We start from the raw sequence: 23,019 nt of genomic DNA on the forward strand, positions 1-23,019 counted from the left end.
CAGATGTATAACCAGCCTATTTGTTAACCATTGTTTACAAATCATAGTTATAAGCAATGGTAAAACGACTCTCTAAGGTTAGAAGCCCGGTTCAACTTCACGCATATCCGGTAATTTATGTGCGATCCCTTTATGGCAATCAATACAGGTTTTACCTTCAGTTAAAGCTTGGTCATGCATTTTTGCCGCGACCCCTTTTTGCGCAGTAAAATCCATATACTCAAAGTTGTGACAGTTACGACATTCCTGAGAGTCATTATTTTTCATCCGGCGCCATTCGCTTTGTGCCATTGCCAAACGGTGGTCTTCAAATTTTTGTGGTGTATCAATAATGCCAAAAATCTTACCGTATAATTCTTTACTGGCTTGAATTTTGCGTACCATTTTGGGGCCAAATTCATGGGGTACGTGGCAGTCTGGACAAGTCGCCCTCACACCACTACGGTTCGTATAGTGAATGGTATCCATATATTCTTCATAGACATTTTCACGCATCTCATGGCAACTAATACAAAACTCTTCTGTATTCGCCATTTCCATCCCCGTATTAAAGCCCCCCCAGAAAATCACGCCACCCACAAAACCGATCAGCAATAAGGTGCCTAACGCTAAGCGACTTGGTCTACGCCACCAACGCCATATTCGTCCAATTAAGCCAAAGAGCCCTTTACGCGGCTGTTTTTCGCCATTGACCTGCTTATCATTGTTATTTGCCATGTCTCCCCCTTATTTCCCAAAGCCTTTGGATGGGGTAAATGTGTTATCAATGATAGGTGCCGTATCTGACTGCGGCACATGGCACTGTAAACAAAAATAGCGATTTGGTGCGACTTCACCAAGCACTTTACCTGTTGCATCCATAAAGTGTGTTGGACTCACTCTTGGCGCACCTGTTGTCCGGTAATTCTCAACACCATGGCACTGTAAACAGCGGTTAGTATTCGTCGTAATTTGGTAACCTTCAACGCTATGTGGGATCATCGGCGGTTGGTTCACATAGTTTAGCGCCATTCTTTCCTGTTCTTTCGGAATATGAATGCTTCCCTCTGTCGTACCAGACACTTCCGGTGATTGAGACAAATCGACACCATTAGCAGCCCAAACAAGACTACTAACAACAAGGGCCATACCTGCAATTGCGCGGCTTAGCGTCTTTTTCAGGACAGGATTTTTCATGATTTAGCTCCCGAGCTCCATCGTAGTGTTATTTTAAAAACATCCTCAGAACAGACATCGATACAACGACCGCAAGTAATGCAGTCTTTATCTGTAATCTGCGCTGGGGCTTGCTTATCTAAGACCGGGGCACGCAGTACTTGCGGCTCCGGACAAATGTGGAAACAATCCATACAGCGGCTACAATTTTGTTTATTTTCCGCTGTAACAACTAATGCGCCTTTACAACCCGCGATGCCATACAGGGCACCCAGAGGGCAAAGGTGACCACACCATCCATGTTCCACAACCAATAAATCGAATAAAAACAGTGCAACGAGGACTAATGCACCGCTACCAAAACCAAAAATTAAACTGCGCCCCATTAATGAAACTGGATTTAACCATTCCCAAAGAAGAGTCCCTGTCACCGCTGAACCAATGAGGATCACTCCGAGCAATACATAGCGGATATAACGCGGTATTGTTGCGGACTGGTTTAACTCAAACTTACGGCGCAACCAAGCTGCCGCATCCGTGATCGGATTCACAGGACAGACCCAACTACAGAAAATACGCTTACCTAATAGTGCATATACCCCGAACACAATAACTGCGCCTACCAGTGCCGAAATACCGGGTAAATATCCACTTGCTAAGCTTTCTAAGGTAATGAGTGGGTCAGTCAAAGGCACAGTATCTAGCAATAAGCTGCTACTGTAGTTCCCATGTAAAACCCAAACACCGAACCATGGCCCACTGAGAAACATAGCTAGCACAAGCAATTGGCTCACACGTCGAAATACCAACCACTTATGGCTATGCCACCAGCCCTTTTTAGCCTGAGCTTCACGTCCGGCATCACGCTTACGATTTGCCATTGTTGCCCTCCAGCCAGCCAAAACGGTAATGATGACCTAATTCACCTTTCGCTAGCGACCTTGGTAATACCTTGATAGCAGCCTCTTCCAGTACACAAGCCTGTTCACACTTACCGCACCCTGTACAGTAATTGCTATTGACTGTTGGTAAGAACCTCGCATGTTTACCTGTTCGGTGGTTTTGTTCCAATTCCAAGGTGATTGCTTCATCAATAAGTGGACATACTCGGTAACAGACGTCACACCTTAACCCTTGAAAATTAAGACAGTTTTCCTGATCTAACAAAACTGCCAATCCCATTCGTGCATCATTAATTGATTCAATGTCTTTATCCAGCGCACCACTTGGACATACCTTGGCGCACGGAATGTCTTCACACATTTCACATGGGTTTTCACGGGCGATGAAGTACGGGGTTCCTGCTGCTAAGCCTGATGCTAATGTTGCTAGTTTCAACATGTCATAAGGGCAAGCTTGCACGCATTGACCACAACGTACACAAGCACTTGAAAATGCCTTTTCATCAAGAGCGCCCGGTGGGCGGAGCCTAACTCCGCTGGCCCGAGACGTTTGTTGCTGAAGCCCCAGTACCACACCAACAGCCGCTAACCCGCCCGCTGCGCGAGCAACATCACGCAAAAAACGACGGCGACTGTTCTGGGACTTAGCCTTTTGAGCTTTCGCTTTCTGGGGCATTAGCTATTACACCTTTTCTAATTTAACGGCACATTTTTTGTAATCCGTTTCTTTTGAAAGTGGGTCCGTTGCATCCAATGTTAAGTTATTCACTAGCTGCGCAGCATCGAAGAACGCCATGTACACTAAGCCTTTCGGTGGTCTGTTACGGCCACGTGTCTCCACAATCGTCGTCACATCACCACGGCGTGAAACCACTTTGACTTTGTCTCCACGACGTAACCCTCTGTCTTTCGCATCTAATGGATGTATAAAGACTAATGATTCAGGGAAAGCTCGATGTAATTCGGGAACACGGCGAGTCATACTTCCAGTATGCCAATGTTCTAATACACGTCCGGTTGATAGCCACAGGTCATATTCTTTATCTGGAGACTCTGCCGCAGGTTCAAATGGCAATGCAAAAATAACCGCTTTACCATCTGGCTTACCGTAAAATTGATAACCAGCACCGGCTTTAACGTATGGGTCGTTCCCTTCGCTATAACGCCACATGGTTTCTTTGCCATCGACAACAGGCCAACGAATACCACGAGCTTTATGATATTCATCGAAATCAGCAAGGTCGTGACCATGCCCGCGTCCAAAGCCTGCATATTCTTCAAACAAGCCTTTTTGCAAATAAAAACCAAGTTCACGAGATTCGTCGTTTAACTGGTCTTCAGCGAGTTCGCTAACAGGGAATTTAGTCACCGCTTCATTGGCAAATAACACGTCATATAAGGTTTTTCCACGTAGCTCCGGTTTTTTCGCCAATAGCTCTTCAGACCAAACCTCATCCGTTTTAAAACGACGAGAGAACAACACCATCTGCATTAAATCTGACTTTGCTTCACCCGGTGCTTTAACTTGTTGGCGCCAAAATTGAGTGCGACGCTCTGCGTTACCATACGCCCCTTCTTTTTCTACCCACATCGCCGTTGGCAAGATCAGATCGGCGGCTAACGCACTGACTGTTGGATAGGGGTCAGAAACAACAATAAAATTACGCGGATCACGCCAGCCTGGCATGCGTTCTTCATTAATATTTGGGCCTGCTTGCATATTGTTGTTGCACATTACCCAATAGAAGTTCAGCTTGCCGTCTTTGAGCGCTCGGTCTTGAGCAACAGCATGTAAACCGACTTTTTCAGGAATAGTGCCAGCAGGTAAGCCCCAAACACCTTCCACTTTTTCACGGTGTTTTTCGTTAGTAACCACCATGTCAGCAGGTAAACGGTGAGAGAATGTCCCAACCTCACGCGCAGTACCGCATGCTGAAGGCTGGCCAGTTAAAGAGAAAGGACCGCAACCAGGCTGAGAGATTTTGCCGGTCAATAAATGTAGGTTATACGCTAAGTTATTTGCCCAAACGCCACGAGTATGCTGGTTAAAGCCCATCGTCCAGTAAGATACCACTTTGGTATTCGGGTCAGCGTAAAGTTTCGCTAACTCTTCTAATTGATCTTTTGGCACACCGGTCATTTCTGCCGTTTTATCTAACGTATATTCTGCGACAAATGCCTTATACTCATCCCATGTCATTGGCTCTGATGCATCGGAACCCGCATTTTTTGCACTTTTTTCTAATGGGTGAGTTGGGCGTAATCCATAACCGATATCTGTTGCACCACGACGTAAATTCACGTGTTTATCGAGGAATTCCTGATTAACTGCATTATTTTGAATAATGTAGTTTGCGATATAGTTCAGGATCACAAGGTCAGATTGCGGCGTAAATACAATCCCGTTATCCGCCAATTCAAAACTACGATGCTTAAATGTGGAGAGTACCGCAACACGTACATCTGGATTAGATAGACGGCGGTTAGTAATGCGTGACCATAAAATTGGGTGCATTTCTGCCATATTCGAGCCCCACAGAACAAATGCATCTGCGTGCTCAATATCATCATAACAACCCATAGGCTCATCCATACCAAAAGTACGCATGAAGCCAACAACCGCAGACGCCATACAGTGGCGAGCATTCGGGTCTAAATTATTCGAGCGGAAGCCCCCTTTAAACAGTTTCGACGCTGCATAGCCTTCCCAAACTGTCCATTGACCTGAACCGAACATTCCGATGCCTTCAGGGCCTTTATCCTTCAATGTGGTTTTGACTTTTTCTTCCATAACATCAAAGGCCTGTTCCCAAGTGATTGGAGTAAACTCACCATTTTTGTCATATTCACCGTCTTTCATACGCAACATCGGCTGTGTTAAACGGTCTTTTCCATACATGATCTTCGGTAAGAAATACCCTTTGATACAGTTCAGACCACGGTTAACAGGAGCCTCAGGGTCACCTTGACTTGCTACAATACGGCCATTTTGCGTTCCCACCAGAACGCCACAGCCTGTACCGCAAAAACGGCAAGGCGCTTTGTCCCATTTGATACTTTCCTGTTGACCAACAACAGCTTTCGCAATGCTGGGTGCACCAATACCGGCCGCCGCAGCAGCGGCCGCTATCGCATTGGCTTTCATAAAGCTACGACGACTGAGTTTCATAATCTTCCTCACCTTGCTCATCCTGCTGGTGATACACCAGCGAAACATCTAGTACACCATCAATATCGCGTACTAAATCAATAGTATCTAACAATGCTCTGCTATCTTGACCTTCAACCACAACGATCAGTTTTCCGTTGTCTGGAGAACTTAACGCAACTTCACAATTCGAAAATTGTTCTATTTTTTCGGTCACAGTAGACATTCGTTCACTTTTTACTTGTACGATTAAACTGCACACTTGATAGTTACTGTGCATGTTCATGCTCCACGGTAATGGCTGATACTGGGCAACTTGCAACACAAGCTCCGCAGCCTGTACAGCCTTGCGTTTCTATTTTTGGCTGGTAAATACCTGCCAGTGACGGACGAAAAGAGATGATTTCTGGCTCACAACTGTCTTGGCAACGACGACACTCGATCGAAAGATACGCAAGGCAATTCTGGCCAATCGAAATTGAGATATCCCAAGGTTGGGAATGTTTTGATAGGAAAATAGGTTCAGGGCATGATGCCGCACACGCGTAACAGAAAGTACATTCTCCGCGTTTAAAATCAACAACGGGATAGCCGCCCGCGCCTGGTCGCAAAATTGCAGTTTCACAACTTTCCACACACGCGTTGCAACGGGTGCACAATTCGATAAATTGCACTTCACTACCACTCCATGGCGGCCGAACCACTGGAGCTGCGTTACGCCACGCACCAGTTAATACTCCCCGACGGGTGAGATCAACCATGTTTTTTCCTTTACATTGCCAACAAGAAAACTAAAAAGTACTAATAAACCGCATTTTTTATATGTGTATTTATGAGAAATATTAACGAGAGAGGTTATAAAAATACATACTACCTAGGAGGTAACAGGAGTAATAACACGACTTACGCCCTAAAATGATGACATTGGTTTTATTGATGGAATTGACCCTCAAAATAGAGCCAAAAGAGGTAATTAAGACAATTTATTAATTATTTTTTAACAATCATTCAATATGATTTTTTAAATTAAACCTAACTTTTAATGTTATGGGTTTAAATTAACACCAAAAACTACTACTAAAGTGGTATATGCAATGTCATTTTGCAAAAAAATATATGCAATATTTTTGATATTACGCACATTTTACTTTTACTCTTTTATTATAAAAATAATACAAGAGTAAATGAAATTTAAAAAAACACATAAAATCAACGAATTAAATTAAAATTAATTTTATTTTAAATAATAAGAATCATTACGATCCATTTCATTTAAAACAGTTTGAAAACTAGTGACTAATAACTATATCAGATTTAACAGTACCTCATTTTTATTATTTCTCTGCATTCTATTCCTTTAATACAAATTATCTTTTGATCAAAAACAATATTTTTAGTGTGGTTTTTTGTTACACATATAGGCTGGCAATGTCTTGATAGCATCTGTGCGCTTACTATCAAACTTATATAACAAAAATATATCCAAATTCGTCCGAGTTACAGGCTACATGCAAAAAAAACAACTCGAACAATGAAGGGATGGCTGGCTAACATTACTCGAGGCCCTTTATGGCAAACATAAGAAATAATGCACTATACTTATTGAGTTTGGTGGCAGGAATATTTCTATTTACCTCTGTGCATGCACAAACCCCTACCACTAAAGATACGACTTCCACTATTAATGCTCGAAATGAAACTTTCGAGGCGGCTCACCCAGATCAATACCATTCATGGAGAGCAACTTCAGAGCAATCCAACCGCGAAGATGCGCTCGCTGAAGATCCTCGCTTAGTGGTACTTTGGGCAGGATACCCATTCTCTCGTGACTATAACAAGCCACGAGGCCATGCTTATGCAATTATCGACGTTCGTGAAACGTTACGAACTGGTGCGCCAAAAGATGCTCAAGATGGCCCATTGCCTATGGCATGCTGGAGCTGTAAAAGCCCAGATGTTGCTAGGTTAATCCAAGAACATGGCGAAGATGGCTACTTTGAAGGCAAATGGGCAAAAGGCGGTCCTGAAGTTGTGAATGTTTTAGGTTGTGCCGACTGCCACAAAACAGATTCACCCGATTTTGCTAAAGGCAAACCGGAGTTAACTCTCTCACGCCCATATGCAGAACGGGCAATGGAAGCCATTGGTAAACCATTTGCTACAGCCAGTCGCTTCGACCAGCAATCCATGGTCTGTGGTCAATGTCACGTTGAGTATTATTTCTCTGGCGATAAAAAATCAGTGAAATTCCCATGGGATAACGGGACAAAAGTCGAGGATATGGAAGTTTACTACGATAATATCGGTTTTTCTGATTGGACAAACTCCTTATCAAAAGCCCCCATGTTAAAAGCACAGCACCCTGAGTATGAAACCTGGAGTGCGGGTATTCATGGTAAAAATAATGTGACCTGTATTGACTGCCATATGCCTAAACTGCAAAACGACAAAGGTGAGCTGTATACCAGTCATAAAATCGGTAACCCATTCGATAATTTCGAACAAACCTGTAGTACTTGCCATACTCAAAGTAAACAACAACTGCAAGATGTTGTCGCTGAACGTAAACACGCTATCCAAGAAATGAAAATCAAAGTTGAAGACCAGTTAGTTCGTGCTCACTTTGAAGCAAAAGCAGCTTGGGATGCAGGTGCAACCGAAGATGAAATGAAACCAATTTTAACCGATATTCGTCATGCGCAATGGCGCTGGGATTTATCTATTGCCTCTCACGGTATTCATATGCACGCACCAGATGAAGGTTTGCGTATGTTAGGTGGCGCGATGGATAAGGCTGCGGATGCACGGACTAAATTAGCTCGCTTGCTAGGTTCCAAAGGGATCACCCATGAAATAGCTATTCCCGATATTTCGACTAAAGAAAAAGCACAGCAAGCTATTGGTTTAGATATGCAAAAAATTAATGCAGAAAAACAAGAGTTCTTAAAAACAGTCGTGCCACAGTGGGATGACCAAGCTCGTAAAAATAACCTATTAGCCAAATAAACTAGATTCGCCCGCAACCTAAGGGCGATTTAACCAATGGAGTGAATATGAGCGTACTACGTTCGTTATTAACTGCTGGGGTGCTGGCAACAGGCTTATTATGGGCAGCGGCTGCATCCGCGACACCTCAGATTGCACAAGAAAATGCAGAAGGCCGTTGGGTTGTTACACCGCAGCGTAGCGCAGATAGCGCTTGCATCGACTGCCATAAACCTGACAAAGAAGGCATGCACGGCACGCACGCAGAAGTTATTAACCCCAATAATAACTTACCGGTAACTTGTACCAATTGTCACGGGAACCCTGGACCAAAACACCGCGAAGGCGTTAAAGATGTTATGCGTTTTAACGACCCAATGTACGGTGTGGAACAGCAAAATAGTGTGTGTTTGTCCTGTCACTTACCCGAACAGCTACAAAAAGCGTTTTGGCCACATGATGTCCACGTCACCAAAGTAGCCTGTGCTAGCTGCCATGACCTTCATCCTAAACAAGACACTATGAAGGTACTGACAGATAAAGGGAAAGTGAAAATTTGTGTCGACTGCCACTCTGATCAACGCAATAACCCTGACTTTAACCCAGCAGCGGTAAAATTGCGTAAGGAGCAACCATGAGTTGTTCTCGTCGTCAATTCATCATCTACTCAGGCGCACTGGCGGCGGTGGGGGGGATAGCGAGTCATACTCTAGCGAATACAATGAAAATAGACGGGGTTCGCTACGGCATGATCCACGATGAAAACTTGTGTATCGGCTGTACGGCGTGTATGGATGCGTGTAGAGAAGTTAACCAAGTCCCCGAAGGTGTTTCTCGGTTAACGATTATTCGTAGTGAACCTATTGGTCAGTTTCCTGATGTTAAATATCGTTTTTTTCGCCATTCCTGCCAACATTGTGAGAGCGCCCCTTGTGTTGATGTATGCCCTACAGGGGCCTCTTTTATCGATAAAACAACTGGAATTGTGGATGTAAACCCTGACTTATGCGTAGGTTGTCAATATTGTATTGCAGCCTGTCCTTACCGTGTCAGGTTTATTCACCCCGTGAGTAAAACCGCCGATAAATGCGATTTTTGTCGTAAAACCAATCTAAAAAAGGGTAAACAACCCGCTTGTGTCGAGTCTTGCCCAACCAAAGCACTGACATTTGGTAATTTAGATGATCCTAATAGCGATATTTCGTTAATGCTAAAAGAAAAACCAACATACCGGTTCAAAATAGCGCTCGGCACACACCCCAAAATGTATCGAGTTCCCTTCAAATATGGGGAGGTTAGCCAATGACAACAGCTTCAGCTTTCCAGTTTGAATCTCTCGTTTGGGATTGGCCAATTGCTGTTTATCTATTCTTAATTGGTATTTCGGCAGGGCTAGTCGTACTGGCGGTATTACTACGTCAGTATTACCCCAAAGCGGCAGGCAGTGACAGTACTCTAATGAGAACGACACTGATACTTGCGCCAACAACCATCATATTTGGGCTACTGATTTTGATCCTCCACTTAACTCGTCCGTGGACGTTTTGGAAACTGATGTTCCACTACAGCCTAACTTCAGTGATGTCGATGGGGGTCATGCTATTTCAGCTATATATGGTAGTTCTAGTTATTTGGTTAGCAAAAATATATGAAAAAGAGGTGATTACATTACAACAAAAGTGGCTCCCTAAATTCAGTTTTGTTCCTCGTATATTAAGCTTATTTAATCGCGTTGTACGCTTTCTCGATATCATCATGTTAGTACTCGCGGTACTACTTGGAGCCTATACTGGCTTTTTACTCTCAGCACTAAAATCGTACCCTTTCTTAAATAACCCGATTTTACCCGCTTTATTCCTATTTTCAGGGATATCGTCGGGGATCGCAGTCGCGCTAATTGCTATCGCCCTACGTTATCGTAAAAATGTTCATAACCCTGAAAGTGCATTTCTACATAAAGTTGAAGGCTATGTGATTTGGTTAGAAATATTCCTATTAGCTGCATTTTTTGTTGGGTTAGCACTTGGCGATGACGGGAAGATACGTTCCTTAACTGCGGCGCTGGGTGGCGGTTTCTGGACCACTTGGTTCTGGATTGGTGTCGTCGGTTTCGGCTTCATTATTCCTTTAACATTAAAAAAATGGGCTGATAAAGGACTAGGGGCATCTCGAGTGTTGATTATCAGTGGTGCCAGCTTATTAGGTGTATTTTGCTTACGCTTTTTTGTGTTATATGCGGGGCAATTAACAGTTGCATAACTCATTCAATCATAAAGGTGATAATTGGAACTAATACTCCCTGAAATCGGCTTTCTCTGCCTTGTATTGGCTTTATGTATCGCTAGCTTTCAGGCTTTGAGTGGAGTTATTGGTCTCATCCAACACGTTCCGAGGCAAATGCCTCAGAACGTGCTTTGGACTTATTCACAGTTTTTTCTGCTACTTACTGCCTATATTTGTTTGACCGTCAGCTTTATCCAAAGTGACTTTTCCGTAGTATATGTTGCACAGCATAGTCATCGTTTATCCCCTTTATATATCAAGATTGCCGCAGTATGGGGAGGACATGAAGGGTCAATTTTCCTTTGGTTACTGTTTATATCGGCTTGGAGCGCATTATTTGCTTGGCGCTATCGCCAGCAAAATCATCTTGTCTTCCCACTGACATTAACCTTTCTTGCCATGATCAGTGGCGCTTTATTATGGTTCATTATTTTTTATTCAGACCCTTTTGAGCGGATTTTCCCACCCGCAATTGAAGGGCGTGATCTCAACCCAATGTTGCAGCATTGGGGGCTTATTTTACATCCTCCATTGCTGTATTTAGGCTATAGTGGGTTAATGGTTGTGACCGCCTTAATTCTCGCATCAATACTCACAGGCCAATTTAATCAAATCACGGCTTGGTTGTGTTGGCGTTTCACCGTACCAAGTTGGTGTATACTGACTCTCGGAATTACGCTGGGTTCATGGTGGGCATATAACGAATTAGGCTGGGGGGGTTGGTGGTTTTGGGACCCTGTTGAAAATGCATCACTACTTCCTTGGCTAAGTGCCACTGCCCTGCTTCATAGCTTATCCGCATCGAGGAAAACTGAAGGATATCGGCACTGGTCAATATTACTTGCCATTCTTACCTTCATCTTATCTTTATTGGGTACATTAATTGTACGCTCTGGCATTTTAATGTCTGTACATGCTTTTGCCCTTGATAATGTGAGAGCCGTTCCCCTATTTTTACTATTTAGTATCTTAAGCTTTATCGCTTTGTTTATTTATGGCTGGAAAGCAAAAAATGTAGAAAGTAAAACCGCTAAGGTGAATAAACGTGATACTTACTTATTATTAACATTAGTCCTATTTGCTACAGTATTATTTATTGTTCTTACTGGTACGCTTTATCCAATGATTTATGCCCTCTTTGGTTGGGGGAAAATTTCTGTTGGTGCGCCATATTTTAATCAAGCATTACTCCCATTCGGCATTTTAATGTTACTTATTATGGCATTAAGCGTGCTTAATCTACCGAAGAAAATTCCTTTCATCACCCAATGGCGATTTCCGGTTATATTGCTCCTCAGTACATTACTCAGTATTGTTCTATGGTCACACGGAATAATTATCGCCATTTCGTGTGGGTTTTTAATGGCTATTTTATGCATTTTTTGGTTACGTCCAATTCGTGTAATTAACCAACAATTACCCTCTCTTCTTGCCCATACTGGGGTAATTATTTTTGCTGCGGGTATTGCCCTTTCCGTTGGTAGCCGGCAAGAAATTAGTGTCAACCTTTCCATTGGGCAGTCTGTTTCTTTAGCAGATTATCAGTTCCAATTTAAACAGCTTAAACTCCTTGCTAAGGGGAATTACACAACTGAAAAAGCCGTTATACAAGTTGCCCAAGCCAACCACCCCTTACACCAATTAATTACTGAACGCCGTTTTTATACGGCACGTCAGCAATTAATGATTGAACCAGGAACCTATTGGGGCTGGGTACGTAATTGGTATGCTGTTTTAGGGGAGAAAACAGGTGCAAATAGCTACGCAATACGCTTTTATGTGCAAGATGGCATTCAATGGATTTGGGGAGGTGCGTTATTTATGTGTTTTGGGCTGCTAATTGGTTGGGTAAAAGGAAGAACAAAGCATGAATAAAGCTTTAGTCACTTTCATTTTCTTATTTGCTTCGTTTATGGCTAAAGCACAAATTGTAGACGTGTGGCAATTTAATTCGCAGGAAGAACAAGACTATTCTTTGCAAATTGCCTCATCACTACGTTGCCCACAATGTCAAAATCAAAATTTATTAGAGTCAAATGCCCCTACTGCGGTCAGTATGCGGCATCAAGTATTCAAAATGGTAGCTGAAGGTAAAAATAAGAGCCAAATCCAACAATATATGACTGATAGATATGGCGAGTTTGTTCTTTATAACCCACCGCTAACGCTAGGAACTGCTTTATTATGGGGATTACCCATCATTGCTCTGGCGGGGATTTTAAGTTTAACATTCTACTTAACTCGCCGACAAAAATATCATTATCGCCATGATAGCGCCGAAGTAACCCAAACTACAAAACAACTTTTAGTCTCCGTGACTGATGAATCTCCTTCTCAACAGAAACGAAACACGGTGTTTATCATTGTATTATTCTTCGCCATTATTGGTTATTTCTTTATACCCCGCTTTGAACTGACGTATCGCGAATATTTACGTATCTCTGATCCTCTTTTATCATTCACTCCGTTACAACAAGAACAAAATGACTTGTTACGTTTACAAAATGATATTCGTCAGTCACCTGAAAATAGTGAACTATGGGCAACACTTGGTGAATATTATTTATATCAAAACAGCTATGACAACGCACTAATCGCTTATTATCGAGCACTAAAATATGGCGATGAGAATGCACAAATATACTCCGCAATTGCAACTGTATTATATTATCAAGCAGGGCAGCACCTGACTCCAGATGCCCATGCTGTAATTAATAAAGCCCTAGCTCTTGATAACAATGAGGTCACAGCCTTAATGCTAGTTGCTTCTGATGCATTTATGCATGCAAATTACGAGCAAGCAATTGATATTTGGCAAAAACTATTAGATAGCAATAGCTCCCGTATTAATCGTTCACAACTAATTGAAGCCATCCATATGGCAAAAATAATGGGTAATAAAAAATAATTAAAATATATAAAATTAATATCTTTACATTAAGTGTTAATACATACTAAATTATCACTATAGTAACAAATATACCCCCCTAATTAATGTCAATTCATTTTAATATGTAATTTTTCGTTTCTTACTGCTCATCATTATTTCATCTCTATATTACATTAAATAATTTTATGCTACATTCGCTATATTAAACTCCTAAAATTAAACCTGTGTATAATAACGTAAGTAAAATTAACGCTCTTAATCTTACTTATATACGATTAAACATTTTTCTTTTACGATGTTATTTTAGGAATGTAAAACAATCACATAAGAAATAAAAAACATGAAAAATAAAATATTTTCATTCTTGGTTGTTGGCCTTATTGCTGGCGCGTCCTTTATTGGCGGTGTCGCAAGTAACTATACACCTGATCTAGATATTATTGAAAAATCACAAAAAGCAGTTGAGGATTTTTTAGTTGACCCTAAAACAGCAGAGTATAAAAATGTTAAATATCATGAGATAAGAGAAACTCTTGACCACGGAATGTTAGGTTATGTTTGTGGAGAAGTACTCATTTTTACCAGTCAAACACCATATTCATTTAAACGTTTTATCGTCAAAACATATCGTCATGACGATGGTCGTAATGTTGTCTCTATCCCAATTATTGATGATAAAGACAAAGAGTTCCCTAATGATGATTTTAATATAATATGGGGTAAATATTGTAATAATTAATCCGCCGGATAAAAATACAATCAAGGTTAAATTTAACACATTAATAATATAAAAATAATATTTAAATTACGTCTAAAACCATCACTCAATCTTACACATTTCAAACGAAATAAAGTATGTTGTTTTTATATTGATTCAATTACATATAATAAAAATATAATAAATGGTCGAATAAACCAGCATAAACAATATTCTCATATTCTCAACTTGTTTATTTCTGCATTCAAGATAAGTTAGAATTAAGATGAGCACTATATGTTAATTTTCTATCTACCTCCATATACTATAGGGCATACATCTGCTTAAGAAAGATTAAAAATAGTTCCATAACCTTAATCACACAACTGACTTTGAGAAAAGCGAAGTCATGCCTATCTTATCATTTTCTAATCTTGCAACGTTAAATTAACTAGCTATTTTGGTAGTAATTCTTGATTGCTTGATATAAAGTCACAACCCTTTTTTTCAAGGTTACTATTTTGGAGGCGAGATGTTTATAGGCTTTGATTACGGTACATCCAACTGCGCTGTCGCAATCATGAATGACGGAATACCGACACTATTACCATTAGAGGGCTATAGTAAATATATTCCATCAACACTGTGCGCGCCAACACGAGAATCTGTATCTGAACACCTATTTCGTCATTGCAAAATCACACCTTCAGATGAAATTGGGCAGCAAATATTAAGAAGGTCGATAACTTTTAATCAAGATGAAGGGGTCGATTTAATGCCTGAAGATATTGTTTTCGGGCAAGCTGCCTTAGATTTATATTTAAGTGACCCAAGAGATGTTTATTATGTAAAATCACCTAAGTCGTTTTTAGGCGCTTCCGGGCTTCATGAAACACAAATTAGTTTTTTCGAAGACCTTGTTTGCGCCATGATGAAAAATATCAAAGATACTGCTGAACATACCTTACAACAAGTTATAGACGATACAGTGATTGGACGGCCAATTAACTTCCATGGTCGCGGTGGAGAATTAGCTAACCAGCAAGCAGAATCCATATTATATCGTGCCGCAAAACGTGCAGGCTTTCATCATATTACATTTCAATTTGAACCTGTCGCAGCTGGCCTTGAATATGAATCAACTTTAAATAGTGACCAAATAATCCTAGTTGTTGATATTGGTGGCGGAACAACTGATTGCTCATTAATTCAAATGGGGCCAAGTTACCGAACCGCACAAGATAGAACCCCTTCCTTATTAGCCCATAGTGGCCAAAGAGTGGGTGGAAATGATCTTGATATCTATATTGCGCTAAAACAATTGATGCAACTTTTTGGGATGGAAAGCCAGTCGCTTTCAGGTATTAAAATGCCATTTTTACAGTTTTGGAACCCAATTGCGATAAATAATGTTGAAGCCCAAAAAGAATTTTATTCGCGGCAAAACCTTTCAGCGCTGACTCGATTAAAACAAGAAGCAAAAGAGCCTAAAAAATTGGCTCGCTTACTAGAAGTATATAACGAAACCCTTGGGTATAGCCTTGTCCGTAAAGCTGAAGAGGCGAAAATTGCCTTATCTGAAGATGCTAATTATTTAGCTAAAATTACGCTATTGAATGAAACGCTTGAAGTTAATATTCAACGAGAGCATTTAATTGAATCAATAGAATCACCAAAGAATAAAATGATTGAACTAGTTAAAGAGGCTGTCAATCAAGGGGGAGTGCAACCTGATGCTATTTACATTACGGGGGGAAGTGCTCGCTCACCCATATTGCATCAAGCTATCTCCCAAGAATTGCCTAATATCCCTATCGTACGCGGAGATGATTTTGGTTCCGTTACCGCAGGGCTAACTCGCTGGGCTGAAACCTGTTTTAAATAAAAACACATTATTTTCTAAGTGACTACTTACAATAAAAGGTAATGTTTAACATTGCCTTTTAACCTTACTTCTTCAGTTGCTGGTAGTCACATGAAAATTAATAATATTCTCAAAAAATTTAAGCTAACAGATATTAGTCAGATCGAAAGCATCTATCCTTATTCGCCAGTATATAAAATACATAAGAATAATCATGACTATGTACTAAAACAGACTTGCTCTAATATTGATGATGCCAACAGATTAGCAAGCTATTTATCCAATTTAAATAATAAGAAAATAAATATTGTCACACCAATTTCAGTAGTTACCCCAAATCCACAAGAAATAAATAATGATGTTTGGGTGCTCTATCCGTTTATTAAAGGAAGTAAATATAGCGCTTCTACACATGAAATTATTGAAGCAGGCCGTTTACTGGGGAAAATACACTCGGTTTCCTCTATCAATAATCAAGAAAAACTCAGTGAGTATAATGAATATGAGCTTGAGGATAGCGATATAATCAATGATATCAATATCATACATGACCATTGTATAAAGCATAAATTAGCTATAGATATAAATCAGTTTAAAAGATTAATGCTAGAGACTATTGAAAACCAATCGGTTTTAAGAAAATATAATTTACCCGCTGTTGCTACGCCTTATGACTACAAAGCTGATAATTTAATTTATTTAGAGTGCAACCAAGCCTTTATTATAGACCCCGATAATGCAACTTATATTCCTAGGATTTTCGATTTAGCCTTAACATTGTTACTTTTCCATAATGTATTAGAAACAGCACCAAATCGTATTTTTACTGTAGATGAATGGGAATTGTTTAAACTCGGTTATTCTGAATTCATTACAGTTACCCCTTTTGAAAAGTCTTGTTGGCAACAAGCTATCAAACATTTATTTTTAGATGAAGTGATTTGGTTAATGTCTGATTTTGAACAAGGATGGGAAAATACACGGCAACGAAATTTATTTATTTCATTGTTATCATTAATATTAGATGAAAAATTGTTAAAAAAATACACGCTATAATTTAAAACAGCACGTTGCTAGATAATATGGATGCCGCTCAAAGCGGCATCCATAAGAAAATTATTTTTTAACTTTATGTACAATATCAAAGTACTTATCTTTGTTATCTTGCTCTGGATAAATACGATAAGTATATTCTTCAGGTGTTACAGTGACATTTTCTACAACACGAGTAAATAACACTTCCCCTTGATCATTTTTTGCAGTTAATGAACGGGTTTTTCCATTCTCATCAAATGACCAATCACCTTTCATTTTTGGTTTCCCATCAAATGTAGTCATATTAAAGGTGCCATCTGGATAATATTCAGCTAAGCCAAAGAAGTTAGAAACTTGCTTATCATCGGCACTGACTTCTTTTTTGTTTTGGTCTAAAGCTTCCGTTGTTGTCCAGACTTTACCAACCATGATTTCTTCGTAAGCATTTAATTTATGCTCAGCATTTTGTGATTGCGTTGCTGCTGGAGCCGTAGCGGCTTGAATACCAAATGACATTGTAGATACAACAGCAAATAATGTAGGTACTAATAGTCTTTTCATTTTATTTCCTTTAACTAACAAGCTCAAACAAGCATTTGATTTAACTTAAGGGTAACTACATAAGACTTATTATCATAATGTTATTACGTTTATTTACATGGAAATGTTTTGTTACATACGAGGAGGAGTTCTAAATAAATTACAGTTATACTAACAATTACAAATTAATTAGAATAAATATATTCAATCCTAACTATTTAACAATTTATTGATCAACCAATATCCCGCTTTACCCGGTGGATTATGCTTAGACCACACTAAATCTACATTAATTTTACGCGGCCATAGGTCATAATTAAGGCTCACCAATAGGCCATGACCGAATTGCTTGACTAACCAAGTGGGTAGTATTGCCCAGCCAGTTTTTTTCGCTGTTAATGACGGTTTCACTGCTGCTACTTAACCGTAGTTGACGTGTCGTCGTGAGATGTTGATAGGTAATTTGTTTTTCTTTTGCTAACGGATGGCTAGCTAACACATACAACCCTAGCTCCCCTTGAACAGGTAAACGTGAAAATGAAATATCAGCAGGATATTCGATTCGTGACTCCATCATGCCAACATGAGCCTGCTGATTTTGGATCATTTCAATGACATCATTGTTTTCGGCTATTAAGAATTCAAATTCAATATGAGGAAATTGTCTATCTAATATTGTTAATACATGCTCTGCGTGTGGAGGTTGATAAATATCTGAAAAAGCACAACTTAACCGTGGTTCAATATCAGGTGACAATTCAACTCTCAAGGCTTGTAATCGTTCATCAGCTGATAAGATATCCTCAACTAGACTTAATACCTTTCTTCCAGCAAAAGTCAGTGTTGATTCACGCCCTTGCCTATCAAATAAAGCAAACCCCATATCATCTTCAAAACCACTAATAGTCGTACTCACTGTCGATTGGCTTTTATTAAGCTTTCTCGCTGCCGCAGAGAACGATTTCAGTGCAGCGGCTTCCACAAAGGTACGCAATGTTTCTATAGAATAGTTCATAAGGTATCGATTTTTCCGATGGCTGCCATTTTGTATATATATATAAAATAGCAAATAATTGCACCTGTTTTTTTATAACATATTAGATAGCTATATATTTGAGGTAGTTATGAGCAAGCAGACAAAAACATTAACTGAACGAATTTTTCATGCAGTTTCATTTGAAATCATCGCAATCGCGATAACTGCTCCGGTCAGTGCATGGATTTTAGGACGCTCAATTTTCCAAATGGGTACCGTCGCGATTATATTATCGACACTCGCCATGTTATTAAACCTATTCTATAACATGCTATTTGACCTCTACTGGCCTCTTTCTAAAGGGCTACGCCCAACTAAAGTACGTATTGCCCATGCTGTTGGTTTCGAATTAAGTTTTGTGATCCTCGGCCTACCGATACTGGCAGTACTCCTAAAAATGACTTTATGGGATGCATTTTTACTTGAGATTGGCTTCTTTGCTTTTTTCTTATTTTACACTTATGCATTTAACCTACTCTATGACATTTTGCGTGACCGTTGGTTTACTAACCAAGAAAACCAATCAAACTCGATTAAGCCAGCCATAAAACGTACATAGTTCAGCAACGACACAGAACACGAAGCATGTTCTGTGTCGTTGTCAAATAGTGACCCGATATTAGCTATCATTGCAAAAAACTTTGGAGAAATGGATAGCCATGAGAAAGCAGCGGTAGCGCTTAGTTTTACACAGAATAACCAATCCTCTGCAACAATTTATGCCATGGAACAACATTTAATCCGGAGTAAAACTAAATAAGATACTATTAACAGTCATAATTTATCATATAAGTCATTTCATCAAGGTTTAGTTATTTGCTAAGCCTTTTTGTTTTAATAGAGAAATAAATCCCCCCACTTTATCTGCTGTTAATTACTTTAATGACACTATAAAACTGAGAAACCACGACGCACCTCACGATAATGACAATAACTTGCATTTGCAATTGATAATCATTAACATAAAATAAAACATCATATTATCTTATGATTTATAACCAAATGAATTCTTTTACCCCTTATAACCTTAAAGCAATGTTAGCAATTACTTATCTTAAACACGTTTAGCCGTTACCTTTTTGGCTTTAACTGAAAGAATACCGAGGTCTTATGATGAGTCAAAAACTACTTACTTTTATTCTGTCGATAACATTGCATATTTTAGTTATCGGGTATTTTATTTATATAACGACTCAATCATTATCTCAATCTCAGAAAAACCAAGCGTTGCAGGATGCTCCAGTTATTTCTATTGCACTGACTCAGGCCGCTCAAGAAACTCAACCTGAAGAAATAGCACAAGCCCACGCTATCCTTAGTAAAATAAAGTTAGACACTGTGGTGGAAAAAGCCACTATTGTCGTCCCTAAAAAACAAAAAGAAATAAAAAAAACCGTCAAAGAACCGGTTAAACCAACAACATCTACAATGGTTAAAAATACAGAGACGCCTAAGAAGCCAGTAGAGAAAAAAACACCTCTACACACTGAAATTGCCCAACAGCAAAAAGCAGGTGGTCAAGTGACGTCCTTATCCTTGGGAAATAAAAGCCACAAAACACAACAAGCCCCTAGTAATATAGACAGTCAATTAATAAGTTCCTATCGTGAAAAATTACGTCAAGAAATTGAACGCAATAAACAATATCCACGTAGAGCTAAAAAAATGAAAAGTCGAGGTGTCAGCACAGTTCAGTTCCAATTAAGCCAAACGGGAGAAATTAGTTTAGTACGCTTAGCGAGTAGTTCTGGAAACGAATTATTAGACAATGCCGCATTAACAGCGGTACAAAAAAGCCGCTCAGTAGGTAAGCCACCAGCGGGCTTTGCTCAATCAATTACCCTTAATATTGAATTTAATTAACGCTAAATAAAGCTAATAACCCGCTATCGTGATATGAGTTACTATGCTGTTAATGCCTGCAATATATTGAATAGTGAACAGCCTGATTATCATTGGGTTTAGCTGTTTGGCTTTACTATACATAAAAATGAAAAAACCGTTGAGAATAGGCTTTCTAATGCTGTTTTATTAATCGTGTATGATGAACTAATCAGTAGTGAAATTCTCTACAGGCTACAGATGATTGTTGCCAAGGCTATTGCGGGGTAATCATTACCTAATACTGTTTATATAGGACGAGAAAAAGCTTATTTCTTGTTATCATCGACAAAAGCCCGATGTTTGGTTACGATCGGCTTAAAAAGCGAAATCAATATATCAAGTGGATCAATATGGAACAAAAACTACTGGCGGATTTTTCACTTTGCGCACAAACTCTTGGCGCATTATTTAGTTATAACCCTTCTGATGCCCGTGTAAATAAATTAATTCACTTATTTAACTCAAGTGAATGGCAATCTGAGTGGCCTTTCAATAATATCTATGATTGCCAACGTATTGATAAACGCTTTCAAGATAGCTTAAATGAGCAAGAAACATTACAAGAAGCTTATCAGCGCTTATTTATTGGCCCTGATGCGCTTCCCGTACCACCTTGGGGCTCTGTTTACCTTGATAAGGAAAATAGTGTTTTTGGTATATCCACCCTTGAACTAAGGGCTTGGCTACGCAACAACCAAATTAATATTGAATTAAATCAAAATGAACCAGAAGATCATATTGGTTTATTATTGTTACTCACTGCTTGGGTTGTTGAAAATAAACCCGAGCTATTACGGGGCCTACTAGAAATGCATTTGTTACCCTGGGCTTATCGTTATTTAGAGAAAATGCAATTACAAAGTGGCCATGCTTTTTATGAAGCAACTGCACTATTAGCGAATGAAACTTTAAAATACATACAGCAAGCTATCCAATTAAATCCGATAAATAAAGAAATTTACCTTTAGTTGTTTCAATAGCTATTTGAATAGAAAATAAATACGTGTGAATAATAGCCCTAAATCAGGGTATATTTAGGGCTATTATTATACTATGGGTGTTTTTTAGGTATATGGTAGGCATCATTTAAGAACAGGATAATTTTGTCCAAGTCAGAAATATAAGCAGTATTATTGTAAACCCCCGTTTGATGTACCGAACTAATCCCTTCAGGCAATACCAGCACAGGCAAAGATTGGTTCACATCCCCGATAACAGTGATCAGTTCTTGTCTAGGTTTTTCAAAACCAATATAGACCACATCAATAAATTCCCTTAAATTAGTGTTCTTAGCAAGAATGCCTTCTAACATTGTGCAATCAGGGCAATAAAATACTTCACCTTCATAATTTTTATCTGAAAAACCCATATTTAAAAGATATAATTTACATTTCATAATGTTACCTAATTGAACTGATGAGTAAACCAAAATAAACTATTAGGCATTATTGTTACTTTATTTGAGCAAGTGCAATATCAACATCTGCAATAATGTCTTCAATATCTTCACAACCTAATGAGAAACGCAAAAGCCCTTCAGTAACACCTTGTAATAGGCGTTCTTCTTCAGGTATGCAAGCATGAGACATGATCCTAGGATAAGAAACGATAGATTCTATCCCCCCTAAACTCACGGCAACTAATGGTATGCGAATTGTATCTAAAAATAATTTCACATTCTCATAACTGCCTAAATCAAAAGAAACAACCATTCCCCCATTTTTAGATTGCCGCATATGAATATCATAATTTGGATGAGAGGGTAGACCTGGATAAAATACTTGCTCAACTTTAGGATGTTCATGCAAATATTCAGCAAGCTTTTGTGCGTTTTCACTAGATCTTTCAACTCGCATCGCCATCGATTTCAACCCACGCATGGTTAACCAGCTATCAAAAGGTGCAGCAATACTACCAATAGCTACCGCAGATTTATGTAGCAATTTAGCATATTCGGGGTTGTTTGTTGCTGCCGTTCCTAAAATCACATCGCTATGGCCATTAATAAACTTTGTAGCGCTATTAATCGAATAATCAATACCTAATGAAATCACATCAGACAATAACGGTGTCATAAACGTATTATCACAAATTGTGATGAGTTGCTTTTCTTTTGCAATACGGATCACTGAGATTAAATCTGTCACCTGTAATGTTGGGTTTGATGGAGTTTCAATATAAAAAGCCTTGGTATTCTTTTTAATTGCATCCGCATAATTTTGCGGATTTGTTGCATCAACAAATGTCACTGAAATACCATATCTTGGTAAAAATTCAGTCATTAATTGAAACGACCCGCCATAAATACTTTTGCAAGCAACAATATGGTCACCATGGCTAAAACTCAACAAAATAGCACTAATTGCTGCCATTCCGGAGGAAAAAATTTCAGCATACTTGGCATTTTCAATCGCACAGATAGCATCACTTAATGCATCTCTAGTAGGGTTAGAAAAACGTGAATAAATATAGGAATAATTTTCTTCAATATCCGATTGAGAATAAGTCGATGATTGATATAACGGAATAGACGAACTTCCAGTATATTTATCTGTCATCGGGTAACCATGTATAACTTTGGTATTAATTTTCATAAGTAA

Annotated in this window: 24 protein-coding genes; 13 read left to right on the top strand and 11 right to left on the bottom strand. The window is 39.3% G+C overall.

Annotation, left to right across the window (positions count from 1 at the left end):
• Positions 1-78: 78 nt before the first annotated feature.
• The 7 genes from napC to napF are packed head-to-tail and all read right to left on the bottom strand — an operon-like array spanning position 79 to position 5,966.
• Positions 79-717, bottom strand: coding sequence for a cytochrome c-type protein NapC (gene napC / locus ACIPUA_RS14210; RefSeq protein WP_048607975.1), 639 nt, complete (start codon positions 715-717; stop codon positions 79-81).
• A 9-nt stretch (positions 718-726) separates the two neighbouring features.
• Positions 727-1,176, bottom strand: coding sequence for a nitrate reductase cytochrome c-type subunit (gene napB, locus ACIPUA_RS14215; RefSeq protein WP_042845215.1), 450 nt, complete (start codon positions 1,174-1,176; stop codon positions 727-729).
• Positions 1,173-2,036: a quinol dehydrogenase ferredoxin subunit NapH gene (gene napH / locus ACIPUA_RS14220; RefSeq protein WP_042845216.1), complete on the bottom strand. Its 864-nt coding sequence runs from the start codon at positions 2,034-2,036 to the stop codon at positions 1,173-1,175. Before napH ends, napB begins: the two co-directional genes overlap by 4 nt.
• On the bottom strand, positions 2,023-2,733 hold the full coding sequence (napG, locus tag ACIPUA_RS14225; protein ID WP_042845217.1) for a ferredoxin-type protein NapG: 711 nt from the start codon (positions 2,731-2,733) through the stop codon (positions 2,023-2,025). The genes napH and napG overlap by 14 nt, the downstream gene beginning before the upstream one ends.
• Before the next feature lie 6 nt (positions 2,734-2,739).
• Complete coding sequence (gene napA, locus ACIPUA_RS14230; RefSeq protein WP_048607977.1) at positions 2,740-5,226, bottom strand: nitrate reductase catalytic subunit NapA; 2,487 nt, start codon at positions 5,224-5,226, stop codon at positions 2,740-2,742.
• The gene (gene napD, locus ACIPUA_RS14235) at positions 5,207-5,485 is read right to left on the bottom strand and encodes a chaperone NapD (RefSeq protein ID WP_042845219.1); all 279 of its coding nucleotides are present in this window, start codon (positions 5,483-5,485) and stop codon (positions 5,207-5,209) included. Before napD ends, napA begins: the two co-directional genes overlap by 20 nt.
• Positions 5,475-5,966: a ferredoxin-type protein NapF gene (gene napF / locus ACIPUA_RS14240; RefSeq protein ID WP_042845220.1), complete on the bottom strand. Its 492-nt coding sequence runs from the start codon at positions 5,964-5,966 to the stop codon at positions 5,475-5,477. Before napF ends, napD begins: the two co-directional genes overlap by 11 nt.
• An 808-nt stretch (positions 5,967-6,774) precedes the next feature.
• Between napF and nrfA the strand changes: the two genes are divergently transcribed.
• The 9 genes from nrfA to ACIPUA_RS14285 all read left to right on the top strand — a co-directional run bounded on the left by nrfA (position 6,775) and on the right by ACIPUA_RS14285 (position 16,980).
• Positions 6,775-8,211 (top strand): ammonia-forming nitrite reductase cytochrome c552 subunit, encoded by a 1,437-nt coding sequence (nrfA, locus tag ACIPUA_RS14245; RefSeq protein WP_042845221.1) that lies wholly within the window; start codon positions 6,775-6,777, stop codon positions 8,209-8,211.
• 47 nt (positions 8,212-8,258) lie between these two features.
• Positions 8,259-8,828: a cytochrome c nitrite reductase pentaheme subunit gene (nrfB, locus tag ACIPUA_RS14250; RefSeq protein ID WP_042845222.1), complete on the top strand. Its 570-nt coding sequence runs from the start codon at positions 8,259-8,261 to the stop codon at positions 8,826-8,828.
• A complete protein-coding gene (nrfC, locus tag ACIPUA_RS14255; RefSeq protein WP_042845223.1) occupies positions 8,825-9,496 on the top strand; it encodes a cytochrome c nitrite reductase Fe-S protein in 672 nt (223 codons plus the stop codon). The genes nrfB and nrfC overlap by 4 nt, the downstream gene beginning before the upstream one ends.
• A complete protein-coding gene (nrfD, locus tag ACIPUA_RS14260; protein ID WP_449059802.1) occupies positions 9,493-10,449 on the top strand; it encodes a cytochrome c nitrite reductase subunit NrfD in 957 nt (318 codons plus the stop codon). Before nrfC ends, nrfD begins: the two co-directional genes overlap by 4 nt.
• Positions 10,450-10,473: 24 nt before the next feature.
• Positions 10,474-12,348, top strand: coding sequence for a heme lyase CcmF/NrfE family subunit (locus tag ACIPUA_RS14265; protein ID WP_166686957.1), 1,875 nt, complete (start codon positions 10,474-10,476; stop codon positions 12,346-12,348).
• Positions 12,341-13,381, top strand: a complete 1,041-nt coding sequence (gene nrfF / locus ACIPUA_RS14270; RefSeq protein ID WP_449059803.1) for a heme lyase NrfEFG subunit NrfF — start codon at positions 12,341-12,343, stop codon at positions 13,379-13,381. Before ACIPUA_RS14265 ends, nrfF begins: the two co-directional genes overlap by 8 nt.
• 322 nt (positions 13,382-13,703) lie before the next feature.
• A complete protein-coding gene (locus tag ACIPUA_RS14275) occupies positions 13,704-14,102 on the top strand; it encodes a hypothetical protein (protein WP_042845227.1) in 399 nt (132 codons plus the stop codon).
• A gap of 490 nt (positions 14,103-14,592) precedes the next feature.
• The gene (gene yegD, locus ACIPUA_RS14280; RefSeq protein ID WP_449059804.1) at positions 14,593-15,945 is read left to right on the top strand and encodes a molecular chaperone; all 1,353 of its coding nucleotides are present in this window, start codon (positions 14,593-14,595) and stop codon (positions 15,943-15,945) included.
• 90 nt (positions 15,946-16,035) lie between these two features.
• On the top strand, positions 16,036-16,980 hold the full coding sequence (locus tag ACIPUA_RS14285) for a phosphotransferase (protein ID WP_071548304.1): 945 nt from the start codon (positions 16,036-16,038) through the stop codon (positions 16,978-16,980).
• 60 nt (positions 16,981-17,040) lie between these two features.
• Here the strand turns inward: ACIPUA_RS14285 and ACIPUA_RS14290 are convergent, their stop codons facing one another.
• Together ACIPUA_RS14290 and ACIPUA_RS14295 are read right to left on the bottom strand one after the other, a co-directional pair.
• Positions 17,041-17,520, bottom strand: coding sequence for a DUF4822 domain-containing protein (locus tag ACIPUA_RS14290; RefSeq protein ID WP_071548305.1), 480 nt, complete (start codon positions 17,518-17,520; stop codon positions 17,041-17,043).
• 295 nt (positions 17,521-17,815) lie between these two features.
• Positions 17,816-18,514 carry a LysR family transcriptional regulator gene (locus ACIPUA_RS14295; RefSeq protein ID WP_449059805.1) on the bottom strand — a complete coding sequence of 233 codons (699 nt, stop codon included), beginning with the start codon at positions 18,512-18,514 and terminating at the stop codon, positions 17,816-17,818.
• A gap of 109 nt (positions 18,515-18,623) precedes the next feature.
• On the opposite strand from ACIPUA_RS14295, the gene ACIPUA_RS14300 reads away from it, so the two are divergent.
• From ACIPUA_RS14300 to dmsD, 4 genes are all read left to right on the top strand, one after another.
• A complete protein-coding gene (locus ACIPUA_RS14300) occupies positions 18,624-19,094 on the top strand; it encodes a multidrug/biocide efflux PACE transporter (protein ID WP_042845237.1) in 471 nt (156 codons plus the stop codon).
• A gap of 33 nt (positions 19,095-19,127) precedes the next feature.
• The gene (locus ACIPUA_RS14305) at positions 19,128-19,295 is read left to right on the top strand and encodes a hypothetical protein (protein ID WP_155405740.1); all 168 of its coding nucleotides are present in this window, start codon (positions 19,128-19,130) and stop codon (positions 19,293-19,295) included.
• A 353-nt stretch (positions 19,296-19,648) separates the two neighbouring features.
• Positions 19,649-20,398: an energy transducer TonB gene (locus ACIPUA_RS14310; RefSeq protein ID WP_052219312.1), complete on the top strand. Its 750-nt coding sequence runs from the start codon at positions 19,649-19,651 to the stop codon at positions 20,396-20,398.
• Positions 20,399-20,769: 371 nt separating this feature from the next.
• The gene (dmsD, locus tag ACIPUA_RS14315; RefSeq protein WP_181468680.1) at positions 20,770-21,387 is read left to right on the top strand and encodes a Tat proofreading chaperone DmsD; all 618 of its coding nucleotides are present in this window, start codon (positions 20,770-20,772) and stop codon (positions 21,385-21,387) included.
• Positions 21,388-21,470: 83 nt separating this feature from the next.
• Here dmsD and ACIPUA_RS14320 read toward each other — a convergent pair whose 3' ends face one another.
• Positions 21,471-21,815 carry a DUF3088 family protein gene (locus tag ACIPUA_RS14320; RefSeq protein WP_052219313.1) on the bottom strand — a complete coding sequence of 115 codons (345 nt, stop codon included), beginning with the start codon at positions 21,813-21,815 and terminating at the stop codon, positions 21,471-21,473.
• A 55-nt stretch (positions 21,816-21,870) separates the two neighbouring features.
• Positions 21,871-23,013, bottom strand: a complete 1,143-nt coding sequence (locus ACIPUA_RS14325) for a trans-sulfuration enzyme family protein (RefSeq protein ID WP_166685696.1) — start codon at positions 23,011-23,013, stop codon at positions 21,871-21,873.
• Positions 23,014-23,019: the final 6 nt, after the last annotated feature.

Source organism: Providencia sp. AGC89 (genome assembly GCF_053543535.1).